The organism is Rhizobacter sp. LjRoot28 (assembly GCF_964253025.1).
In the GTDB taxonomy this organism is placed as follows: Bacteria; Pseudomonadota; Gammaproteobacteria; order Burkholderiales; family Burkholderiaceae_C; genus Rhizobacter.
The window spans coordinates 2,790,798-2,811,623 of sequence record NZ_CAXUQC020000001.1 but is presented as its reverse complement, the minus strand read 5'-3'; the positions used below and the strand labels follow the sequence as shown (position 1 = coordinate 2,811,623).

The following is a 20,826-nucleotide window of genomic DNA, read 5'->3' as shown; positions in this document are numbered from 1 at the left end:
CATCTTCTGATTGGCGAGGCGATTTTATGAACGACATACTGCTGACGGTCAAGGGACTGAAAAAGAGTTACGGCCCGATCGAGGTGCTGAAGGACATTTCGTTCGATCTGCGCAAGGGAGAGACGCTCTCCCTGATCGGCCCGAGCGGGTCAGGCAAGTCCACCTGCCTGCGCTGCGTGAACTACCTCGAGAAGCCGAGCGGCGGCGAGATCGTCCTCGAGGGCGAACACATCGGTCAGGTGCGCACCGCGGGCGGGCGCATCCGCACCATGACCGACCGCGAGCTGGCACCACAACGCAGCGAGATCGGCATGGTGTTCCAGCTGTTCTACCTGTGGCCGCACCTCACCGTGCGCGACAACGTGGCGCTGGCCTCCATCAAGTCCGGGCGATTGTCGCGGGCCGAGGCCTACGAGCTTGCCGAGGCCATGCTCGAGAAGGTGCACCTGCGGCACAAGGCCGACGAGTATCCCGAGCGGCTGTCGGGCGGACAGCAGCAGCGGGTGGCCATTGCCCGTGCACTGGCCCAGAAGCCCAAGTTGATCCTCTTCGACGAGCCCACGTCGGCGCTCGACCCGGAGCTGGTAGGCGAGGTGCTGGGCGTGATCCGCGAGCTGGCCGAGGAGGGCCTGTCGATGATCCTCGTCACGCACGAGATCCGCTTCGCCCGTGATGTGGGCGACCGCGTCATCTTCATGGACGGCGGCGTGATCGTCGAGGAAGGCCCGGCGGCCGAGGTGATCAACCATCCGGCCAAGGAGCGCACCCGCGCCTTCCTCGGCCAGGTGGGCCACGGCGACCCCACCATTGCCAGGGCCGCGTGATGATGGACGCATTTCCCAACATCATCTCGGCGCTGCTGGCCGGCGCGCTCACGGCGGCCCAGGTGGCCGTTGGCGCCGGACTCATCGCGTTCGTCCTCGGCCTCCTGCTGGCGCTGGTCAACGTGTTCACGCAGGTCCGCGTCGTGCGCCTTGCCATTGCCGCCTACATCGAGTGGATGCGCAACGTGCCGGCGCTGGCCCACCTGTTCCTGCTCTACTTCGGCCTCGCCTCGGTGGGGGTGCGCTTCTCGCCGAAGACGGCCGCCATCATCGGCCTGGGCCTCGTGGGCGCGGCCGTGCTATGCGACGTGTTCTCCGCCGGCATGCGGGCCCTGCACGTCGGCCAGCGGGAGGCGGCGCTCGCCGTCGGCCTCACGCCGATGCAGGCGCTGCGCAGCATCGTGCTGCCGCAGATGCTGCGCCTGACACTGCCGTCGATCGGCAACTACGCGAGCCAGCTCATCAAGGACACCTCCATCGCCTCGGCCATCGCCGCGCCGGAGATCATGTTCTATGCGCGCAGCCTGGTGACCTCGACCTTCCAGACGCCGCTGATCTACGCGAGCGCCATCGCGCTCTATGCCAGCATCGTCTTTCCGGTGAGCTGGATGTTCAGCCGCATGGAGCGCCGCATGGGGGTGGGACGATGAACGACTTCCTCCAGGTCTACCGGGACCACCTGCCCGAGTGGTGGCCCCGGCTGCTCGATGCGGCCCGCATCACGGCGGAGATCTCCACCTTCGGCTTTCTCCTTGCGCTGGTGCTGGCCGCCGCATTGGTGGTCATGAACCGGTCGCGATTCGCGCCGTTGCGGGTGGCCTCCAACGCGGTGGTCGAGTTCCTGCGCGCGGTGCCGCTGCTGGCCTTGCTGCTCGCGCTGTACTTCGGCCTGCCGAGCTTCGGTCTCACGCTGTCGGGCTACTGGGCCGGCGTCATCGGCCTCGGGCTGCAGGGCGCGGCGTACGTGGCCGAGGTGTTTCGCAGCGGGCTGGACGCGGTGCACCGTGGCCAGCGCGAAGCGGGCCTGGCGGCCGGCATGTCGCCGTTCCAGATCTTCACCGCCGTGGTGCTGCCGCAGGCCCTGCGGGTGATGCTGCCGCCGCTGGTGAACTGCTACGTGTCGCTGCTCAAGGACAGTTCGCTGTGCGCGCTCATCGCGACGGATGAGCTCATGCTGGCCGCGAGGGCGATGTCGAGCGAGTACTTCCTGCCGTTGCACATCTTCGTGCTGGTCGGGCTGATCTATTTTGCAATCGCGTTTCCGCTGTCGATGCTCTCTCGCCTGCTGGGGCAGAAGCTGTCGCGCGGCCGGCGCGCCCTGGGGACGACATGAGCACGATCGAACGTTTTGCGCACGCCTCGCTGGAAGACACCGCTGCCGCGATCAGCGACGGCCAGTTCACCAGCGAGCAACTGGTGGAGTACCAGCTCTCACGGATGGACCGGCTCGAGCCGCGGCTCAAGGCCTTCGTCGAGGTGTACCGGGACGAGGCCCGCCAGATGGCCCGCGCCCTGGACGGCATGCTGCGGGCCGGCGTTCGGCTCGGGCCGCTGCACGGCGTGACGGTGGCCATCAAGGACCTGTTCGAGATCGAGGGTCACATGCTCGGCGCCGGCTCGCGTGCCCTGCCGGCCAAGCTGTCGAGCCTGACGGCCACGGTGGTGGACCGTCTGCGTGCGGCCGGCGCGGTGATCATCGGCAAGACCCAGACCGTCGAGTTCGCCTTCGGCGGCTGGGGAACCAACACCGTGATGGGCACGCCGTGGAACCCTTGGGACCTGCAGACGCATCGCGTGCCCGGCGGTTCCAGCAGCGGCTCGTCGGTGGCGGTTGCCGCGGGTCTGTGCACGGCGGCCCTTGGCACCGACACGGGCGGGTCCGTGCGCATCCCCGCGGGCTTGTGCGGGCTGGTGGGGCTCAAGACCACCCACGGGCTGGTGAGTCGGCACGGGCTCGTCGAGCTGTGCCCGACGCACGACACCGTCGGGCCCATCACCCGCAGCGTGCGGGACGCCGCCCTGATGCTGGACGTGATCGCCGGTCCCGACCCGCGTGACACGGCAAGCCTGCAGGCGCCGGTGCGGCGCGTGCTCGGCGGCATCGAGCACGACGTGAGTGGAACCCGCGTGTGGGTGCTGCCGGCGTCCGAACGGCACTCCATCGAATCGGACGTGCTGGCGCTGTACGACCGCGCGCTGTCGACGTTGGCTGGTCTCGGCATGCAGCTCGTCGAACGGCCGCTGCCCCAGTCGCTCACCGAGTCGATGCGCATTGCCGGCAAGCTGATGAGTGCCGAGGGCTATGCGAACCTGGGTGAGCTCTTCGAGCAGGACCTGGTCTTCGACCCGAACGTGCAGCGCCGCATCCTCGCGGGCCGCGACATCGATGCGGCGCAGTACATCGAGTTGCTCAAGATGCGGGACAAGGCCCGCATGGCGATGATCGATGCCATGGAGGGCGTGGACGTGTGCGTCATGCCGACGAACGCGATCACCGCCATCCCGGTCAGCGAGGTGGACGAACAGTCCACGCCGCTCTCCCGCTTCGGACGCTTCGTCAACCTGCTGGACCTGTGTTCCATCGCGGTCCAGGCCGGCCAGTCGGGGCAGGGCCTGCCGGTGTCCGTGCAGTTCATCGGGCGCCCCATGGCCGAGCCCCTGATCCTTCGCGTGGCCCATGCCTTCGAGAAGGCAACGCCGTGGCACAAGGCGGTTCCGCCGGGACTCGACTGACCCTCTTTGCATCGAATCGAGACGACATGCTGCACATCTCCGACGCCCAAGTGGCTGAACTGCTCGACTTCCGCGGCGTGACCGAAGTCCTCGCCCAGGCCTTCCAGGACCTGGCGGAGGGGCGGGCCGCCGTGCACCCTCGCCAACGCACCGACTGCGCGGGCATGAAGCTGAGCTCCATGGGGGCCGTCTGGGCGGCCCGCAACGTGGCCGGGATCAAGGTCTATCCGACGGTGGGCGGGCAGTTCAGCTTCTCCGTCATCCTCTTCGACCTGGCCACCAACACACCCATCGCCGTGCTCGACGGGAACGAGCTCACCCGCTTTCGCACGGCCGCGATCACGACCATGGTCGCGGCCCGCGCGGTGGCGCCCGGGGCCCGCAAGCTGGCATTGTTCGGTGCCGGTCTGCAGGGCCGCTCCCAGGCGCAGGCCCTGTGCGAGCGGTTCCGCTTCGAGGACATCGCGGTCGTCGACCCGCTCGCCAACCCGGCGTGGTGCAAGCGCCTGGAGCAGGCGACCGGTGCCCGCGTGCGCATCTCGGCCGCCGAGGCCGCCGTGCGCGATGCCGACATCGTCGTCACCGCGACGCGCTCGGCCGAACCGGTGTTCGACGGTGCCTGGCTTGCACCGGGCGCCTTTGTCGCGGCCATCGGCACCAGCACGCCCAAGGTGCGCGAGCTGGACGACACCACCATGTCGCGCGCCGAGCGGATCATCGTCGAGTGGAAGCCGCAGAGCCTGGTGGAAGCGGGCGAGATCGTGCTGTGGAGCGAGCGCCACCAGGCCGGCCGCTACGTCGACCTGCCGCAGCTCTTCGGCGGCGAGGCGCCCTGGCACCTGGAGCGGCGGGGCATCACCGTCTTCAAGTCGGTCGGCGTCGGCCTGGCCGACGTGGCCACGGCGCAGCTCGTGCTGGCGCGCGCCCGGGAGGGATGGCTGCTGACCGACCATGCGGACACCGCCATGGGTGCGCTCACATGAAGGTCTGCATCATCGGCGCGGGCCTCGTGGGATGCGCGAGTGCCTACCAGCTCGCCCGGACCGGTTTCGAGGTGGAGTTGATCGATGCGGCCGCGGAGCCGGGGCTCTTGACCAGCTTCGCCAACGGCGCCCAGTTGAGCTACAGCTACGCGGAACCCTTTGCGTCTCCGGGCACTCTGCGGTCGTTGCCCAAGATGCTGCTCGAACCCGACTCGCCCGTGAAGTTTCGCCTGCGTGCCGACTGGCGGCAGTGGGCCTGGGGGCTGCAGTTCCTGGCGGCCTGCCGACCCGGCACGGCCCGGCGCGGCACGGCGATGCTGCTGCACCTGGCCCAGCTGAGCCGCCGCGTGCTCGATGGCTGGATGCAGCAGGAAGGCTGGTCGGTGGGGTTCGTGGAGAACGGCAAGCTGGTGTTGTGTCCGGACGAGGCGACGTTCGCGCGACAGCGCGCGCTCGTGGCCTTCCAGGCCAAGCTCGGCTGCCGGCAGGAGGTCCTGTCGCCCGCGGAGTGCCGTGCGCGCGAGCCGGCCCTGGGGGAGCGGCTCGACGGCGTGGCCGGGGGCATCTGGACCGCCGACGAGTGCGTGGCGGACCCCTACCGGCTGTGCCAGGCGCTGGTCGATTCGATGGGCGCACTCGGGGGACGCACCTCGTTCAACACGCGCGTGAACGGCTTCGTGAGGGAGGGGCGTCGCATCGTTGCCGCGCGCACCTCGCGTGGCGACGTCTCGGCCGACGCCTTCGTCCTGGCCGCCGGCCCGCATGTCGCGGCGCTGGCGTCCGAGGCCGGATTCCATCTGCCGGTGTATCCCGTCAAGGGCTACAGCATCACGCTGCCGTTCCGGGGCGAGGCCCGGCCGCGCGCGAGTGTCACCCACCTCGGCCGCAAGACGGTGTTCGCGCCGCTCGGCGACGCGCTGCGGGTGGCGGCCATGGCCGAGATCACCGGCTACGACATGAGCATTCCCGAATCGCGGGTGCAGGCCATGATCGACAGCGTCGAGGCGGTGTACCCCGGCATGTGCCGGACCGAGTCACCGAAGCCCTGGTCGGGCCTGCGACCGGCGACGCCGGACTCGCTGCCGCGCATCGGGCGCCTGGCCTCGACCAACCTCTTCGTGAACGCAGGGCAGGGCGCGCTCGGCCTCACGCTGGCGGCTGGTAGCGCTGCCAAGCTGTCCGACGAACTGGTGCGCTTCGCGGCCTGAAACACCTTTATCTCTGCCAGGCCCCGCCGCTGCTGCGCCGGGGCCTTCTTTTTTGTCCGCGGCACGGGCACAGTGCCGCACCGAATCGAGGCCTCGGGGGTTTCCCGCGCTGTCGCAAACGTGCAATTCCAGCGTCAGCACCTGCAATTCAGACGAGGCCGCCATCCCTATATTTCGCTCACGTTCTGATCCAGGGACGGCACCCATACCAGGAGTATCCATGTTGAATCGACACATCCGCATCGCCGTCGGGCTGGCCGCGCTGGCCACCTTCTTCACGGCCACCACGCCCGCCATGGCCCAGAAGGTCGAGACGATCGAGAAGGGCATGCTGACCGTCGCCTTCACCGGCGACATGCCCGGCACGGGCTACCAGGACGGCAAGATGGTGGGCTACGACGGCGAGATCCTGCAACGCATCAGCGAGGCCGCGCAGCTCAAGGTGAAGCCGGCGTTGATGGAGTGGTCGGGCACCATCGCCTCGGTGCAATCCAAGCGCGTCGACGTGATGGCCGGCACCATGGGCTGGACGGAGCAGCGCGCGAAGATCATGGCGCTGAGCGACCCCATCCACTACTTCAAGAACGGCATCACGCAGCTCGACAAGAACAACTGGTCGAGCCTCAAGGACCTGGAAGGCAAGAAGGTCGGCACCATCACCGGTTTCTCCTTCATTCCGGAGATGCGCAAGATCAAGGGCCTGCAGGTCGCCCTCTACGACACCTCGGATGCGGCCGTGCGTGACCTGCTGGCCGGGCGCATCGATGCCGTGATCGGCGACCCGCCGGTGATGCAGTACGCGATCTCGCGCAACCCGCAGTGGAAGCTGAAGTTCAACGCCTTCACCGACAACTCGCCGGAGTTTCCGCTGCTGACCGGCCTCGGCCAGGTGGTGTTCGGCCTCAGCAAGGACAACCCCGAGCTGGTGAAGGCAGTGAACGCCGAGATTGCCAAGATGTGGCAGACCTGCGAGCTGCGCAAGATCGGCAAGAGCTACGGCCTCGTGCAGGACGTGTGGTTCGTGCCTTCGGGCCAGAACACCCGTGCGGGCGTCGATCGCCCGGCCAACTGGTCGCTGCCGTCCTGCAAGCCGGCCGCCTGATCCACGGGCCCGGAAAGCCCGCCGCCTGCGTGGCGGGCTTTCCGCTTCAGACGGCCACGTCGGCCTTGATCGGGGGATGCGGGTCGTAGTCCTCGACCACGAAGTCCTCGACGCGGTAGTCATCGATGCTGTCGCGCTGCACCGCCAGCCGCATGCGGGGCAGCGGGCGAGGGGCGCGCGAGAGCTGTTCGCGCGCCTGCTCGACGTGGTTCTTGTACAGGTGGACGTCAGCCCCCATCCAGACGAAGTCCCCCGGCGTGAGGCCGGCTTGCTGGGCCAGCATCAGCTGCAGGGCCACGGCGCCCGTCCAGTTGAACGGCACGCCCAGCAGAATGTCCGCGCTGCGCTGATAGAGGATGCAGCTCAGCCGTCCCTGGCTCGACACGTGGTACTGGTAGAGCAGGTGACAGGGCGGCAGGGCCATGCCCTCGATCTCGCTGACGTTCCAGCCATGGAAGAGGATGCGGCGGCTCGACGGGTTGTGCCTCAAGCTGTGGATCACACCGGCGATCTGGTCATGGACCTTGCCGTCCGCCCCCAGCCAGCGCCGCCACTGCTTGCCATACACCGGACCCAGCTCGCCCCACTGTGCAGCGAAGGCTTCGTCGTCGAGCACGCGCTGCTCGAAGTCGGCCTGCGAGAGGTCGTGGCCGGTGGCCTGCCGGTACTTCTGGAGCGGCCAGTCCGTCCAGATGCGCACGTTGTCCTGGAGCAGCTCACGGATGTTCGTCCCGCCGGTCAGGAACCACAGCATCTCCTTGACCGCGGTCTTCCAGAACACCTTCTTCGTCGTGAGGATGGGTACCTGGCCCGAGGAGAGATCGAACCGGGCCATCTCGCCGAAGAGCGAAAGCGTGCCCACGCCCGTGCGGTCCACGCGAGGGTCGCCGGACTCCAGCACGCGGGCCAGCATGTCGAGGTATTGGGATTCAGGGTGGCGCATGAAAGGGGCAGCTGCGGTTCGGCGCGCCTAGCGCCGTGCACCGGCAAGTCGATCGCCGGCATGACCGGCGATTATGGCCGAGCCCGCCTCGAAAGCGCCTGCCCCCGTGCTACACTGCGGGCTCCTGGCTCGAACTGACGAGCCAGCGCCTGTACAGGCAAAGCCGGACTTGCAGCGGCGCGTCGATGTTCGAACGACGAGAAAAACAAGAAGAGCACACGCAATGTGCCGTAAACGTGGGCCGCGAAAGAGCCCACGACCAGATTCCCGAAGCCCGCCTTGCTGCGGGCTTTTTCACGTTTGGAGCCCAACTGCGGCGCTCGAGTGGCGGCGCGCCGACCGCGATGCTGGATCTAGCCGACGGCAGCGCGGGTGCCCTTGGCACTATGGGATCGGCGCCGGTGTAACTCGGATCGTGGATTCCGTCACACGTAGCCGGGGCGACTGGACGAAACCAGAACAATCTCCCCGAGGATTGCTGTCGTTGCGCCAATACGATGCGCGCGCCAACACCAACCGGACTCGATCAGCGATGAACTTCCGTTCTCTCTCAGTTGCGCTTCCAATTGTGCTCACCGCATGCGCTTCCCAGCGCCCCTATGAGATTCCGCCCACGGTGACAGACCGCGCGCACCTGCAGGTGGAGTTTGCAGAAGAGAGCGTCTTGTCCGGTGCGGTTCGCGTGGACCGACGTATTGCCGCGCACTCGTGCGACGGGGCATTGATGAACCCCTTGTTCGTCGACTCTGAGCAACTCGTTGTGGTCAGCAAGGGCAATCCGCTTCTGTCCAACCTGAACTTGACAGGCGTGTGGATTCCAGCGGGAGAGAAGGCGGTGCTTGCAATCATGTCGCTCCGCGATGCCCGCAGTTGCAGTTCCGTCGTCGCCTTTGATTCCGTCAAGGACCGGCGATACGCACTCCGTGTCGGGGCGCCGGGGGCTGGGGCGCAATGTCCGCTTCAGCTTGTCCAACGGAGCGCCTCGGGGGAGGACAGCAGCGAGATACCTGTCATGCTTGAACAACTGGCTTGTGTGCCCCGGGGAGCCGCCAGACCGAAACCCGGGTTGTGACTTCCCCGATGGAGCCCACGGACCGTTTGAGCAAGACTGGCTTCACAGGGCGCGGGTATTGTCTCGGCCTTCGTTGCGAGGAACAGCGGCGAGTGGAATCCGCCCGGCCATGTCCTCGCCTCACGTCGGCCCTGACGCTTCAATGAGGTACGCAAGCGAGCGCAATGCAGGCTCGCTGCTGGTGGCGAGCACGTGGTCCACCGGCCGGCGCCACGCGTCGCCGTCGCCCGCCAGTCGATCGGCGAGCGCGAACACCAGGGTGCCGGCGTCGGCGTCGCCTGACAGGCGTTCACGGGCAAGCTCGGCCTGGGCCGCGGTGGCGTCGCCGCGCAGCAGCGTGCCGATGGCCGTCAACACGCGCACTTCGCGCTCGCCGTTGAAGGCGCGCACGAGTGCCGAGGTGATGGGTGCCGTGTCGTCGGACTGGCCCAGTTGATGCCCCAGCAACAGGCATGTCGACAGTTGGTGCAGGGGCGGGCGGGCTTCGAGCGTGGTCATGGTGGGGCCTCCACCGGCGAGCGTGCATGTCGCGTGCGCGGCGCGCAGTCCCGGAGACGAAAGGGCGTCGCGAGGGGCGAACTTTCGGACTTCCGTGCACCGCTTCGCTTGCCCACGCCGGATGACGGTGCCGCCTGCGCAGCATGGAACCTCCCGATTCCAGGAGACCTCCGATGCACCTCGCCGTACAGCAGCAACCCATTGCGCCCCACCTCCTCGTCGGCCCGTCGCAGTTTCCTGCGATGGCGCCATCCCGGCCTGAGGACGTTCAGGCGAGGATCAACGACGCCATCCTGCAGGCGGTCGCTCAACTCGTGACGGAGATGATGAAGGACCCGCAGGTCATGAAGGGCCTGAGCGACCTGCTGGAGAACTTCGGCGCCGGGGCACAGCCTTCCACGCCGGACGCGTTCTCCTGCCAGCGACCGCCGAAGCCTCAAGGCGCCGGTGGTTCGGCCGGCGAACCGGCGCCGGCGCAGGGACAGGCAGGCGCAGCTCCCGCGGCAGCATCCCCGGCACCTGCGGCGGCGCAGGCCCCGGGCGGTGTCACAGACCCGGCCCCGGCCGGGCTGGATCGCCCCGCCGCGCAGGCGCAAGCGCCGGCCGCCACGCACGCGCCTCTCGATGCGGGCAAGGGCCCGGCGGGCATGTCGTCGGAGCAGTGGCAGAGTTGCGTGGAGGCCGGCAAGAAGACCGGCGTCGACCCGTTCGTGCTGGCCGCGCAGATGGAGAAGGAGAGCCGGTTCGGCAATGGTCTGGCCGGCAGCCCGAGTGCGGGCGATGGGCTCATGCAGGTCGAGCCCACCACGCGCGACGCCTATGCCGGCAAGTTCGAGGCGAGCATGGGGCACGCCTACGACCATGCGAACCCGAAGGACCAGGTCGCCATGGCCGCCGTCATCCTGGCGGACAAGGGCGGCGACACGCAGAACATGCTCCAGAAGTACAACGGCGGGGACAACTGGGCGCCCGGCACCACCGACTCGTATGGTCGGGTGATCAAGGCCGATGAGTACGCAGCGACCGTGATGGCCCGGGCGGATGAGATGAAGAAGGCCGCGGGCTGATGGGGCGGTGCCGCGACGAGGGCCGGCCCGTGCGGTCGCCATGAAAAAGGGCGCCCCTCGGGCGCCCTCGTTCGTAGGCGGTGAAGCCGATCAGGCCGGTTCGCGGATGAAGATCTCGACCCGGCGGTTCTGCGCGCGGCCGCTGTCGTTGGCGTTGCTGGCCACCGGCTCGCGTGCGCCACGGCCCGCCGTCTGGATGCGGGACGCGGCGACGCCGCGTGCGGACAGGTAGTCGCGCACGCTTTGGGCACGGTCCAGCGACAGCGGGTTGTTGATGGCATCGCTGCCGGTGCTGTCGGTGTGGCCGATGATGGTCACCTCGGCGTTCGGGTCGCCCTGCAGACTGCTGGCGAAGCTGTCGAGCACGCCGCGGAGCTGCGGCTTGATGGCGGCGCTGTTGACGTCGAAGGACACGTCGTTCGGCACGTTCAGCTTGAGCTGGTTGTCGGGCGTGCGGGTCACGTCGACGCCGGTGCCGGCGGTGGCCTGCTCCATCTGCTTGCGGCGGTCTTCCTGGCGCTTGGACCACAGGTTGCCCGCGACGGCGCCGACGGCCCCGCCGATGACGGCACCGGTGCCGGCCTTGCCGCCGGTGGCCGCGCTGATGACGGCACCGCCGACGGCGCCGATGCCGGCGCCTTGCGCCGTGCCCTTCTGGCGTTCACTCATGTTCTCGCAACCGGCCAGGAACAGGGCGGATGCACTCAGCCCCAGCACGGCGGCACGGATGGATCGGGTATTGTTCATCTTGGTATCTCCTCAAACGGGTACTTGGGGGCCCGGCTGAGCGCAGTATCTGGCCGCTCCCACCGGGCGTCTGTCGGACACCTGTAGCGTCGCCTGTCGGCCGAGGCCTACGGTTGCGTACGCTCAAGCATCGAATTGAAGCGCGGCCAGCCGGGAGTAGAGGCCGCCCGCTGCGGCGAGTTCCGCATGGGTGCCCGTCTCCACGATGCGGCCATGCTCGAGCACGACGATGCGGTCCGCCTTCTGCACGGTGGCAAGCCGGTGGGCGATGACGATGGTGGTCCGGTCCTTCATGGCGGATTCGAGCGCCGCCTGCACCATGCGCTCGCTCTCGGCATCCAGGGCACTGGTGGCTTCATCGAGCAGCAGCAACGGCGGGTTCTTCAGCATGGCGCGGGCGATGCTGATGCGTTGCCGCTGGCCACCCGAGAGCCGCACGCCGCGCTCGCCGAGGAAGGTGCGATAGCCCTGGGGCAGGGCACGGATGAACTCGTCGGCGAAGGCCGCGCGTGCGGCGGCCATCACGTCCTCGTCGGTGGCATCGGGCCGGCCATAGCGGATGTTCTCCATCGCGTCGGCGGAGAAGATGACGCTGTCCTGCGGCACGATGCCCACGCGGGCGCGCAGGGCTTCCAGGGTCAGCTCGTTCACCGGCACGCCGTCGATGCACACGCGGCCGCGCGCTGCGTCGTAGTAGCGCAGCAGCAGCTGGAGCACGGTCGTCTTGCCTGCGCCGCTGGGCCCCACCAGGGCCACGGTCTCGCCGGCGCGCAGGTGGAGGGTGAAGTCGGCAAGCGCGGCATGCTGCGGGCGCGACGGGTAATGGAAGTCGACATGATCGAAGGTCACCGCCGAGCCACCGCGCACCAGCGGCAGGCTCGCAGGGCGCGCCGGCGAGACGATCGGAGAGGTCGCGGCGAGCAACTCCATCAGGCGTTCGGTCGCCCCCGCGGCGCGCAGCAGGTCCCCGTACACCTCGGCCAGCACAGCCACCGAGCTCACCAGGATGACGACATACACGACCGTCTGTCCCAGGTGGCCGGCGGAGATCTCACCGGCGATCACCGCCTGGGTGCCCTGGTACAGGCCCCAGAGCAGCGCGCCGAAGGTGGCGGTGATGATGAAGGCGACGAGGCCCGAGCGGACCCGCGTGCGGCGAACCGCGGTGGCGAAGCCGCTCTCGGTGGATGCGGTGAACCGCTCGGATTCGCGGGATTCCGCGGTGTAGCTCTGGATCACCGGAATGGCATTGAGCACCTCGGCCGCGATGGCGCTGGCGTCGGCCACGCGGTCCTGGCTCGCGCGGGACAGCTTGCGCACACGCCGGCCGAAGTACAGGGACGGCAACACCACGAGCACAAGAATGGCGAGCACCTGCGTCATCACCACCGGGTTGGTGATGACGAGCATCACCATGGCGCCGATGCCCATGACGGAGTTGCGCAACCCCATGCTGAGGCTCGAGCCCACGACGGTCTGCACGAGTGTTGTGTCGGTCGTCAGGCGCGACAGCACCTCGCCGGTCTGCGTGGTCTCGAAGAACTCGGGGCTCTGGCGGATGACGTGGCTGTAGACCGCATTGCGAAGGTCGGCCGTCACCCGCTCACCCAGCCAAGTCACCATGTAGAAGCGCGCGGCCGAGAACAGACCGAGGGCGGCGCCCACGGCGAACAGCGCGAGGAAGTGCCCGCGCAGGGCAAGGACGCGCGCGCCGGGATCGGCCGACACCAGGCCCTGGTCGATCAGGGATTTGAGCGCGATCGGAAACACCAGCGTGGTGACCGCCGCCATGACCAGGAAGAACGCGGCCAGGGCGATGCGGCCCCGGTAGGGCCTCAGGAACGGTCCGAGGCCGGAGAGCGACTTGACATTGCGTGCGGGCTTCGGGTCGGTGGCCGTGACGGGAGGGTCGCGCAGGTCGGTGGCGGGGAGGGCAGGCATGCCGCAGTGTAGCCATGGGGAACGGATCGCACGACCCCAAGGCGGCCGGAGTCCACTGCCTTGACAATGTATGCCTAGGCATGTAAATTCGACACATGGTCAAACCTGCCGCGCCTGCCGACTTCTATCGTGCCGAGAACTACACGGCCGAGGCAAGCGTCGGCTACCTGATGCGGCGCGTGCTGCTGAGTCTCACCCAGCACACCGGGCGGCGCCTTGAGCCCGTCGGGCTCACCCATGCGCAGTGGGCGCCTCTCTTCAAGCTGAAGATGGGCAGCGCGTCCACCGTGGCCGAGCTCGCCCGCGAGCTGCACATGGACCCGGGTGCCACGACGCGCCTGCTTGACCGGCTCGAGGCGAAGGGCCTGTGCCGCCGCATCCGCTCGGCCACCGATCGCCGGGTCGTCAACGTCGAGCTCACTCCCCACGGGGAGACAGTCGCCCAATCGATTCCCGAGGCGCTGTCCGAGGTCATGAATGCCCATCTGGCCGGGTTCTCCAAGTCGGAATGGCAGGCCCTGAAGGGGTATCTGCTGCGCATGCTGGAGAACGGCGAGTCGCTGCGCGACCCTCCTGAGCAGGGCTGACGCAACGCTTGCCCCGTTTTTTTAAACCATTAGATGCCTAGGCAACTAAAGCCCTGTCAACCTTTTCGCGAACCGTCCGTCATGCATTGCCCTTCATCGCCCCCGCCACCGGCCCTCGCCGCATGGCTCACTGGCACCGCCCTGCTGGCGGCGCTGGCTTCCGCTGCACTGCTTGTGCTGGCGGGTTGCGCCAGTCCGGCCGGCATTGCGCCGCAGAGCCGCGAACTCGACCCGGCATCGCTGGGTTTGCGCGGGGAGTCGCCCCCGTCCCCTCCTGCGTCGATCGACCATGACTGGTGGCGCGGGTTCGGTGACCCGGCGCTCGACGGCCTGATGGCGCGTGCGCTGGAGGGCAGCCCCACACTCGACGCCGCCGTGGCTCGCCTCGGCCGGGCGCATGCCGGCGTCGAGGGCGCCGATGCGGCAACGGGCCTGCAGGCGAGTGCCAGCGGCGAGGCGATGCGGCAGCGTTACACGGCCAACGGCATGGTGCCCAAGCCCCTGGCAGGATCGACGGCGTCGAGCGGCACCCTGCAACTGACGCTCTCCCATGAGTTCGACTTCTTCGGTCGCCAGCAATCGCAGCTGGAAGCCGCCGTGGGCCTGCGCCAGGCAGCCGAGGCCGACGTTGCGGCCACACGTCTTCTGCTGGCCCACCAGGTGACCCAGGCGTACATGCAGCTCGCGCGTCTCGTCGCGCAGCGTGACGTCAACGTCAGGGCCCTTGCCCAGCGCGAAGAGATGCTCGCGCTCATCCGGCAACGGGTCCGGGCCGGCCTGGACACCCAGGTGGAACTGCGCCAGGGTGAGGGTTCGATCCCGGAGACGCGTCAGCAGGTCGAGGCCGTCGATGAACAGATCGCGCGGGTTCGGCATGCGCTCGCTGCCTTGACCCGGCAAGCGCCCGACGCCCTTGACGCCTTGTCGCCGCGACTGTCTGGCCTGAAGCCGCTCGTGCTGCCAGGCACCTTGCCGGCCGACCTGCTGGCCCGACGAGCAGACGTCACTGCCGCCCGCTGGCGTGCACAGGCAGCGATCGACGACAGCGACGCGGTGCGCGCAGCGTTCTACCCCAATGTGAACCTGCAGGCCTTCGTCGGACTGTCCAGCATCGGGCTCGATCGCCTGCTCGAAGGCGGCAGCCGGCAGTACGGAGCCGGCGCGGCGCTGCACCTTCCGCTGTTCGACCAGGCGCGGCTGCGCGCCAGCCTGCGCGGCAAGACCGCCGACGTCGATGCCGCGGTGGCCGCCTACAACGGCGCGGTGCTGGACGCCGTGCGGGACGTGGCCGACCAGCTCAGCTCCCTGCGCTCCATCGAGCGCCAGCAGCAGCTGCAGGGCGAGGCAGGTGCTGCGGCCGAAGCGGCCTACGACCTGGCCACTCAGCGCTATCGCGCGGGGCTGGGCAGCCACCTCACCGTGCTGCAAGCCGAGTCCTCCCTGCTCGCTCAGCGCCGTTCGGCCGCCGATCTGAAGGCCCGCGTCCTCGACACGCAGGCCGCCCTGGCTCGTTCGGTCGGTGGCGGGTTCACCGCCCCCTGAGCCACCCGACCTCGCGACCAGCGACAACTTCTTCCAGGAAATCCCATGACGACCCCAGCCCAACCCAGCTCCGATCTCCGCTCCAAGCGTCGCCTTGCCCTCACTGCCGTCGCTGCGGCGGTCGTGCTGGCCGGCGTGGCGTACGGGGCCTACTACGCCTTGGTCCTCAGCCACTTCGAACACACCGACAACGCCTACGTGCAGGCGCACGTCGTGCAAGTGACTCCGCAGCTGAGCGGCACCGTCGTCGCCATCGAGGCCGACGACACGGACTTCGTCAAGGCCGGCCAGTCCCTGGTCATGCTCGATCCCGCCGACGCTCGCGTGGCGCTGGATCAGGCCGAAGCGCAGCTCGCCCAGACGGTGCGCGAAGTGCGCACCCTGTTCGCGAACAACGCCGCGCTCAAGGCGCAGGTCGCCCTGCGGGAGGCAGAGCAGTCACGCGTGAAGAGCGAGCTGGCCCGAGCCGAGGACGATGTGCGTCGCCGTGCGCCGCTGGTGACCACCGGTGCCGTCGGCAAGGAAGAGTTCGATCATGCCAATGCCCAGCTCGCAGCCGCTCGCAGTGCGGTCGCTGCCGCGAACTCGGCGGTGCTCGCGGCCCGCGAACAGCTGGCCTCCAACCAGTCCCTGACCGACAACACGTCCGTGGCGGAGCACCCGAACGTGCTCCGTGCGGCGGCCCGTGTGCGTGAGGCGCACCTGGCCCTCGAACGTGTCGCGCTGGTCTCGCCGGTCAACGGCCATGTCGCCCGTCGCAACGTTCAGGTGGGTCAACGCGTGCAGGCCGGCACGCCGTTGCTGTCGGTCATCGCGCTCGACCACGTCTGGGTGGACGCCAACTTCAAGGAAAGCCAGTTGAAGGACCTGCGCATCGGACAACCGGTGACGATGCAGGCCGACCTCTACGGCAAGCAGGTGCAGTACCACGGCCACGTCGAAGGGCTGGGGGCGGGCACCGGTGCGGCCTTCGCGCTGCTGCCAGCCCAGAACGCCACGGGGAACTGGATCAAGGTGGTGCAGCGCGTGCCGGTGCGGGTGTCGCTCGACCCTCGCGAGCTGGCGGCGCATCCCTTGCGGGTGGGTTTGTCGATCGAGGCGCGCGTCGACGTGAGCGACACCTCCGGCAAGATGCTGGCCGACGTCCCGCGCGCCACGATCGGCGCGGCGCCCGCGGCCTCGGCAGCCGTCGACACCGCGGCGGACCAAGCGGTACAGGACATCATCGCGGCCAACCTCGGCCGCCGCCCGGCCCCGGGTGCGAGCGGGTCGGTCGACGGCCGGACGATGGCTCATGCCGCTTCGTCGTCACCCGCATTGGCCCGTGCCCACTGATCCTTCGAAGGCCACACCATGTCATCGCCTTCCGCTGCCGCTCCGGCCGAACTTGCGCCGTTGACCGGCAGCCAACTGGTGCTGGGCACGATCGCCCTGTCGCTCGCGACGTTCATGAACGTGCTCGACAGCTCGATCGCGAACGTCTCCATTCCGGCCATCGCGGGCGACATGGGCGTGAGCCCGGGGCAGGGCACCTGGGTCATCACGTCCTTCGGGGTCGCCAACGCCATCTCGGTGCCGTTGACCGGCTGGCTCACGCAGCGCTTCGGCCAGGTGCGGCTCTTCATTGCGAGCATCCTGCTGTTCGTGCTGGCGTCGTGGCTGTGCGGCCTGGCGCCGAACATCGGCATGCTGATCGCGTTCCGGGTGCTCCAGGGCCTGGTGGCCGGACCCATGATTCCGCTTTCGCAGACCTTGCTGCTGTCGAGCTATCCGCGCGCCAAGGCCGGCACCGCGATGGCGATGTGGGCGATGACCGTGCTCGTGGCCCCGGTAGTGGGTCCGCTGCTCGGGGGGTGGATCACCGACAACATCGCCTGGCCCTGGATCTTCTACATCAACGTGCCGGTGGGCCTGCTCGCGGCCGCGGCTGCCTGGTCCATCTACCGCAAGCGGGATCCGGGACCGCGCCGGGTGCCACTCGACTGGGTGGGCCTGGCATTGCTGGTGCTGTGGGTCGGTGCCCTGCAGATCATGATCGACAAGGGCAAGGAACTCGACTGGTTCGAGTCGGGCGAGATCATCGCGCTGGCGGTGGTGGCCGCGGTGGGCTTCCTCTTCTTCCTGGCATGGGAGCTCACCGAGGAGAACCCGATCGTGGACCTGCGGCTCTTCACCCGGCGCAACTTCACGCTGGCCACCGTGTCGCTGGCCGTGGCTTACGGGCTCTTCTTCGGCAATGTGGTGCTCATGCCGTTGTGGCTGCAGCAGTACATGGGGTACACCGCCACGTGGGCCGGCCTGGCGCTGGCGCCGGTCGGTCTGCTGGCCATCGTGCTCTCACCGTGGGTCGGCAAGAACGTCGGGCGCATCGACCCGCGGCGCCTGGCCACGGTTGCCTTCGTCGGCTTCGCGCTCGTGCTGTGGATGCGATCCCACTTCACCGTGCAGGCCGACTTCGCCACCGTCCTGCTGCCCACGGTACTGCAAGGCGCCGCGATGGCCTTCTTCTTCATCCCGCTGCAGGCCATCGTGTTCTCGGGCTTGACACCCGACCGCATGCCTGCGGCCGCCGGACTGAGCAACTTCGTGCGCATCACGGCCGGCGCGATGGGCACGTCGATCTTCACGACCGCCTGGGAGAATCGAGCGGTGATGCACCACGCTCACCTTGCCGAGGCCGTCAATCCGTCGAACGACGCGGCAACGAGGGCGCTGGGCGGTCTCGGTGCTGCCGGTCACACGCCCGACCAGGCGCTGGCCGTCCTCAACCGCCTGGTGGACCAGCAGGCGTACACGATGGCCGCGACGGACATCTTCTACGTGTCCGCCGTGCTCTTCCTGCTGCTGATCGGCATGGTGTGGACCACGCGGCCGCGTGCGGGCGGCGGCACGGCCGACGCCGGCGGCGCCCACTGACGGACCTCGGGGCCCGGGGCGGCCCCGTTCGGCTCAGCGGTCGGGGACGATGCGCAGCAGGGCGGGGGTCGGCCCCAGGCTTTCCATCACCACCGCCGCGATCCGGCCCATCGAGTGCCGTCCGCCCGGTCCGACGATGTGGTCCTGGGCATCGCCCTCGGCGGTGATCCACAAACGCCCCTCGATCACCTCCACACGCATGTCGCGACCCTGACGCAGCGTCAGCACGGCACCCGGGGCGATCCGGAAGGGCGCGATGGCCGCGCGTGCCGCCGGTGTATCGGGGGTCCGGAGGGCGGCGCAAGCCGGGGAGGGGGCTGTGAGGGTGTTCATGGTGCCTACGTTAGGGCTGCCCGAGCCCTCCCGCCAGACACAGGGCCTGACCAGATCAGTGCACACAGTTGGCGCCCGCGCGGGACCTGTGTCGGTCGCAGTGGTGCGCATCTGTACTGGTCCGCTCCCGATGTGGCAGTACAGAATGGAATCATGTCTTCCGATGGTGCGCTCTACCTCCAGCTGGCCGAGACGATCGCCCGGGCGATCCGGAGCGGCACGCTCGCCGCCGGCGAGCGGGTGCCGTCGGTGCGCGAAATGGCGCGACAGAAGGGCGTCTCGCTGTCGACGGTGATCCAGGCGTACCGCTCGCTGGAGGACGCCCGATTGATCGAGGCCCGCCCGCGCTCCGGCTACTTCGTCGCCACGCGCGGACCGACGCTGCCGCAGCCCGAGACCTCTCACCCGCCCGTCGACAGCCGGGAGGTCGACGTCAGTTCGCTCACCGTGCAGGTGATGCGCCTGGCCAACGATCCGGACTACCTCTCCTTCGGCGCCGCCTGCCCGAGCGCTGAACTGTTCAGCCAGGACCGGGTGCGCCGTGCGGTCACCCGGGCAGCGCAACGGCATCGCCGCAGCCTGTGCCACTACCCGATCGGCGGGGGCGAGGAATCCCTGCGGCGGGCCATCTCGCGGCACGCCCTGCGCATGGGCTGCGAGCTCGACAGCCGCGACATCGTCATCACCAACGGCTGCATCGAGGCGATCACCTTGTGCCTGAGGGCGGTGACGCAGCCCGGGGACATCGTCGCGCTGGAGTCGCCGACCTATTTCGGTTTCCTCACGATCCTCGAGAACCTGCACCTGCGGGCGCTCGAGATCCCGACGCACCCGCAGCACGGGATGTCGCTCGACGCACTCCAGCTGGCGCTCGACACGCAGCCGGTGAAGGCCGTGCTCGTCGTGCCGACCCTGTCGAACCCGATCGGGTCCACCCTGTCGCTCGACGACCGCGCCCGGCTGGCGCGCATGGTGTCGCGACACGACGTGCCGCTCATCGAGGACGTGCTCTACAACGATCTCGCCGAGCACGACCACATGCGGTGCGCCGTGAAGTCCTTCGACACCACCGGCCACGTGATGATGTGCGGCTCGTTCTCCAAGACCGTGGCTCCGGGCATTCGCCTGGGCTGGGTGGAGGCCGGACGATGGCAGGCGAAGGTGGAGGGCCTGAAGGCGGCCACGAGCGGCGCCCAGACGGCCATCCTTGAACTGGCCATGGCCGACCTGCTCACCCAACCGGGCACCGAGGCGGGATTCCGGCAGTTGCGGGCCACCGTGGGCGCACGCGTCGACGAGGCACGCGGCATCATCGCCACGACGTTTCCGACCGGCACGCGGGTGACGGATCCCCCGGGCGGCTTCATCCTCTGGGTGGAGCTGCCCCCGGCCATCGACTCGCTGGCGCTCTTTCGCGCCTGCCGGACCGAGCACATCGTGCTGGCGCCCGGCACCATGTTCAGCGCCACCGACCGCTATCGACATTGCATCCGCCTCGGCGTGGGCGGGCGATGGGACGACGCCTACCGCGCGGGGCTCAAGCGCATTGGCGAGATTGCCTGCCAGATGGTGGCCACCGCCACGGTCGGCGCCCGGCGCCGCCCGCGTGACGACATGTCGGTCGAGCCGGTCCTGGCCGACTGACCCGACACACGCCTAGAACCAGGCGGCGATCAGGAACATCGCCGCCTTCGCCATGCCCGCCAGCACGCCCGCCACGAGCGCCGTGCCGGCGGCCGCGGTGATGAGGCCGGCGATCACCCACAGGCCATCGCGCTCGAGCACGCCCAGCGCCAGCAGACTGATCGCCGCCGCGGGCAACATGTTGCCGAAGGGAATCGGCAGCACGAGTACCACGGCCAGGAACAGGCAGACCGCGCCGATCAGGCGTTCGCCCACGGCGCAGGTGAGCCACAGCAGGCGCGGGCGCAGGAGGCGCTCGGCACGCGCGAGCCACGGCGCCAGCCGCGCCACCACGGCCGAGAAATCGGACCGCGAGACGGAGCGGTTGGCGATGAAGCGCGGCAACCAGGGCGACAGGCCGAGCGTCAGCTGAGCGGTGAGGAAGACGAGGGGGGTGCCCAGCACGGACGAGGTGCCCGGGGGCATGGGAATGGCGTTGGGGAGCGCGAAGATGAGGAGCAGCGCAGCGAGGGCGCGGTCGTCCAGGGCCTGCAGCAGCTCGCCAATGGAGATGCGGGGGCGTGTCGTGTCGGCGGCGATGTCGAACAGGACGTCCGACAGCGCCGCCCCGGAGCGAGGGTGCATGGGGCGACGTTCTCCTGCGCAAAAACAAACGGGGCCCGAAGGCCCCGAGGTCGGTCAGGAAG

The 20,826-nt window shown here is 68.8% G+C and carries 20 protein-coding genes; 14 read left to right on the top strand and 6 right to left on the bottom strand.

Annotated elements, in window-relative coordinates; all coding sequences use genetic code 11:
• Positions 1–26: 26 nt before the first annotated feature.
• The 7 genes from ACSQ2F_RS12850 to ACSQ2F_RS12820 all read left to right on the top strand — a co-directional run bounded on the left by ACSQ2F_RS12850 (position 27) and on the right by ACSQ2F_RS12820 (position 6,850).
• Positions 27–824 (top strand): amino acid ABC transporter ATP-binding protein, encoded by a 798-nt coding sequence (locus ACSQ2F_RS12850; RefSeq protein WP_436023353.1) that lies wholly within the window; start codon positions 27–29, stop codon positions 822–824.
• Positions 824–1,474: an amino acid ABC transporter permease gene (locus tag ACSQ2F_RS12845; protein ID WP_436023351.1), complete on the top strand. Its 651-nt coding sequence runs from the start codon at positions 824–826 to the stop codon at positions 1,472–1,474. The genes ACSQ2F_RS12850 and ACSQ2F_RS12845 overlap by 1 nt, the downstream gene beginning before the upstream one ends.
• Positions 1,471–2,157, top strand: coding sequence for an amino acid ABC transporter permease (locus tag ACSQ2F_RS12840; protein ID WP_436023349.1), 687 nt, complete (start codon positions 1,471–1,473; stop codon positions 2,155–2,157). Before ACSQ2F_RS12845 ends, ACSQ2F_RS12840 begins: the two co-directional genes overlap by 4 nt.
• On the top strand, positions 2,154–3,557 hold the full coding sequence (locus tag ACSQ2F_RS12835; RefSeq protein WP_436023347.1) for an amidase: 1,404 nt from the start codon (positions 2,154–2,156) through the stop codon (positions 3,555–3,557). Before ACSQ2F_RS12840 ends, ACSQ2F_RS12835 begins: the two co-directional genes overlap by 4 nt.
• 26 nt (positions 3,558–3,583) lie before the next feature.
• Complete coding sequence (locus tag ACSQ2F_RS12830) at positions 3,584–4,540, top strand: ornithine cyclodeaminase family protein (RefSeq protein ID WP_436023345.1); 957 nt, start codon at positions 3,584–3,586, stop codon at positions 4,538–4,540.
• Positions 4,537–5,748: an FAD-dependent oxidoreductase gene (locus ACSQ2F_RS12825; RefSeq protein ID WP_436023343.1), complete on the top strand. Its 1,212-nt coding sequence runs from the start codon at positions 4,537–4,539 to the stop codon at positions 5,746–5,748. Before ACSQ2F_RS12830 ends, ACSQ2F_RS12825 begins: the two co-directional genes overlap by 4 nt.
• A 220-nt stretch (positions 5,749–5,968) precedes the next feature.
• Positions 5,969–6,850 (top strand): substrate-binding periplasmic protein, encoded by an 882-nt coding sequence (locus tag ACSQ2F_RS12820; protein ID WP_436023341.1) that lies wholly within the window; start codon positions 5,969–5,971, stop codon positions 6,848–6,850.
• Positions 6,851–6,896: 46 nt separating this feature from the next.
• Here the strand turns inward: ACSQ2F_RS12820 and thyA are convergent, their stop codons facing one another.
• Positions 6,897–7,793 (bottom strand): thymidylate synthase, encoded by an 897-nt coding sequence (gene thyA, locus ACSQ2F_RS12815; RefSeq protein WP_436023339.1) that lies wholly within the window; start codon positions 7,791–7,793, stop codon positions 6,897–6,899.
• A gap of 475 nt (positions 7,794–8,268) precedes the next feature.
• Here thyA and ACSQ2F_RS12810 point away from each other — a divergent pair, with 475 nt between their 5' ends.
• The gene (locus ACSQ2F_RS12810; RefSeq protein WP_436023337.1) at positions 8,269–8,865 is read left to right on the top strand and encodes a hypothetical protein; all 597 of its coding nucleotides are present in this window, start codon (positions 8,269–8,271) and stop codon (positions 8,863–8,865) included.
• A 120-nt stretch (positions 8,866–8,985) separates the two neighbouring features.
• Here the strand turns inward: ACSQ2F_RS12810 and ACSQ2F_RS12805 are convergent, their stop codons facing one another.
• Positions 8,986–9,363 carry a hypothetical protein gene (locus ACSQ2F_RS12805; RefSeq protein ID WP_436023335.1) on the bottom strand — a complete coding sequence of 126 codons (378 nt, stop codon included), beginning with the start codon at positions 9,361–9,363 and terminating at the stop codon, positions 8,986–8,988.
• Between the two features lie 173 nt (positions 9,364–9,536).
• Between ACSQ2F_RS12805 and ACSQ2F_RS12800 the strand changes: the two genes are divergently transcribed.
• Positions 9,537–10,430, top strand: coding sequence for a transglycosylase SLT domain-containing protein (locus tag ACSQ2F_RS12800; protein ID WP_436023333.1), 894 nt, complete (start codon positions 9,537–9,539; stop codon positions 10,428–10,430).
• Positions 10,431–10,520: 90 nt separating this feature from the next.
• Here ACSQ2F_RS12800 and ACSQ2F_RS12795 read toward each other — a convergent pair whose 3' ends face one another.
• On the bottom strand, positions 10,521–11,177 hold the full coding sequence (locus tag ACSQ2F_RS12795) for an OmpA family protein (RefSeq protein WP_436023331.1): 657 nt from the start codon (positions 11,175–11,177) through the stop codon (positions 10,521–10,523).
• 123 nt (positions 11,178–11,300) lie between these two features.
• Positions 11,301–13,118: an ABC transporter transmembrane domain-containing protein gene (locus tag ACSQ2F_RS12790; protein ID WP_436023329.1), complete on the bottom strand. Its 1,818-nt coding sequence runs from the start codon at positions 13,116–13,118 to the stop codon at positions 11,301–11,303.
• Positions 13,119–13,213: 95 nt separating this feature from the next.
• Between ACSQ2F_RS12790 and ACSQ2F_RS12785 the strand changes: the two genes are divergently transcribed.
• From ACSQ2F_RS12785 to ACSQ2F_RS12770, 4 genes are all read left to right on the top strand, one after another.
• Positions 13,214–13,705: a MarR family winged helix-turn-helix transcriptional regulator gene (locus ACSQ2F_RS12785; RefSeq protein WP_436023327.1), complete on the top strand. Its 492-nt coding sequence runs from the start codon at positions 13,214–13,216 to the stop codon at positions 13,703–13,705.
• Between the two features lie 81 nt (positions 13,706–13,786).
• A complete protein-coding gene (locus ACSQ2F_RS12780; protein WP_436023325.1) occupies positions 13,787–15,247 on the top strand; it encodes an efflux transporter outer membrane subunit in 1,461 nt (486 codons plus the stop codon).
• Between the two features lie 45 nt (positions 15,248–15,292).
• The gene (locus ACSQ2F_RS12775) at positions 15,293–16,582 is read left to right on the top strand and encodes an HlyD family secretion protein (RefSeq protein ID WP_436023323.1); all 1,290 of its coding nucleotides are present in this window, start codon (positions 15,293–15,295) and stop codon (positions 16,580–16,582) included.
• A gap of 18 nt (positions 16,583–16,600) precedes the next feature.
• Positions 16,601–18,163, top strand: a complete 1,563-nt coding sequence (locus ACSQ2F_RS12770) for a DHA2 family efflux MFS transporter permease subunit (protein WP_436023321.1) — start codon at positions 16,601–16,603, stop codon at positions 18,161–18,163.
• Positions 18,164–18,196: 33 nt separating this feature from the next.
• Here the strand turns inward: ACSQ2F_RS12770 and ACSQ2F_RS12765 are convergent, their stop codons facing one another.
• The gene (locus ACSQ2F_RS12765; RefSeq protein ID WP_436023319.1) at positions 18,197–18,496 is read right to left on the bottom strand and encodes a DUF2917 domain-containing protein; all 300 of its coding nucleotides are present in this window, start codon (positions 18,494–18,496) and stop codon (positions 18,197–18,199) included.
• A 153-nt stretch (positions 18,497–18,649) separates the two neighbouring features.
• Between ACSQ2F_RS12765 and ACSQ2F_RS12760 the strand changes: the two genes are divergently transcribed.
• Entirely contained in the window at positions 18,650–20,140 is a 1,491-nt protein-coding gene (locus ACSQ2F_RS12760) for a PLP-dependent aminotransferase family protein (protein ID WP_436023317.1), read from the top strand.
• Positions 20,141–20,152: 12 nt separating this feature from the next.
• Here ACSQ2F_RS12760 and ACSQ2F_RS12755 read toward each other — a convergent pair whose 3' ends face one another.
• Positions 20,153–20,764 (bottom strand): exopolysaccharide biosynthesis protein, encoded by a 612-nt coding sequence (locus ACSQ2F_RS12755; protein ID WP_436023315.1) that lies wholly within the window; start codon positions 20,762–20,764, stop codon positions 20,153–20,155.
• Positions 20,765–20,826: the final 62 nt, after the last annotated feature.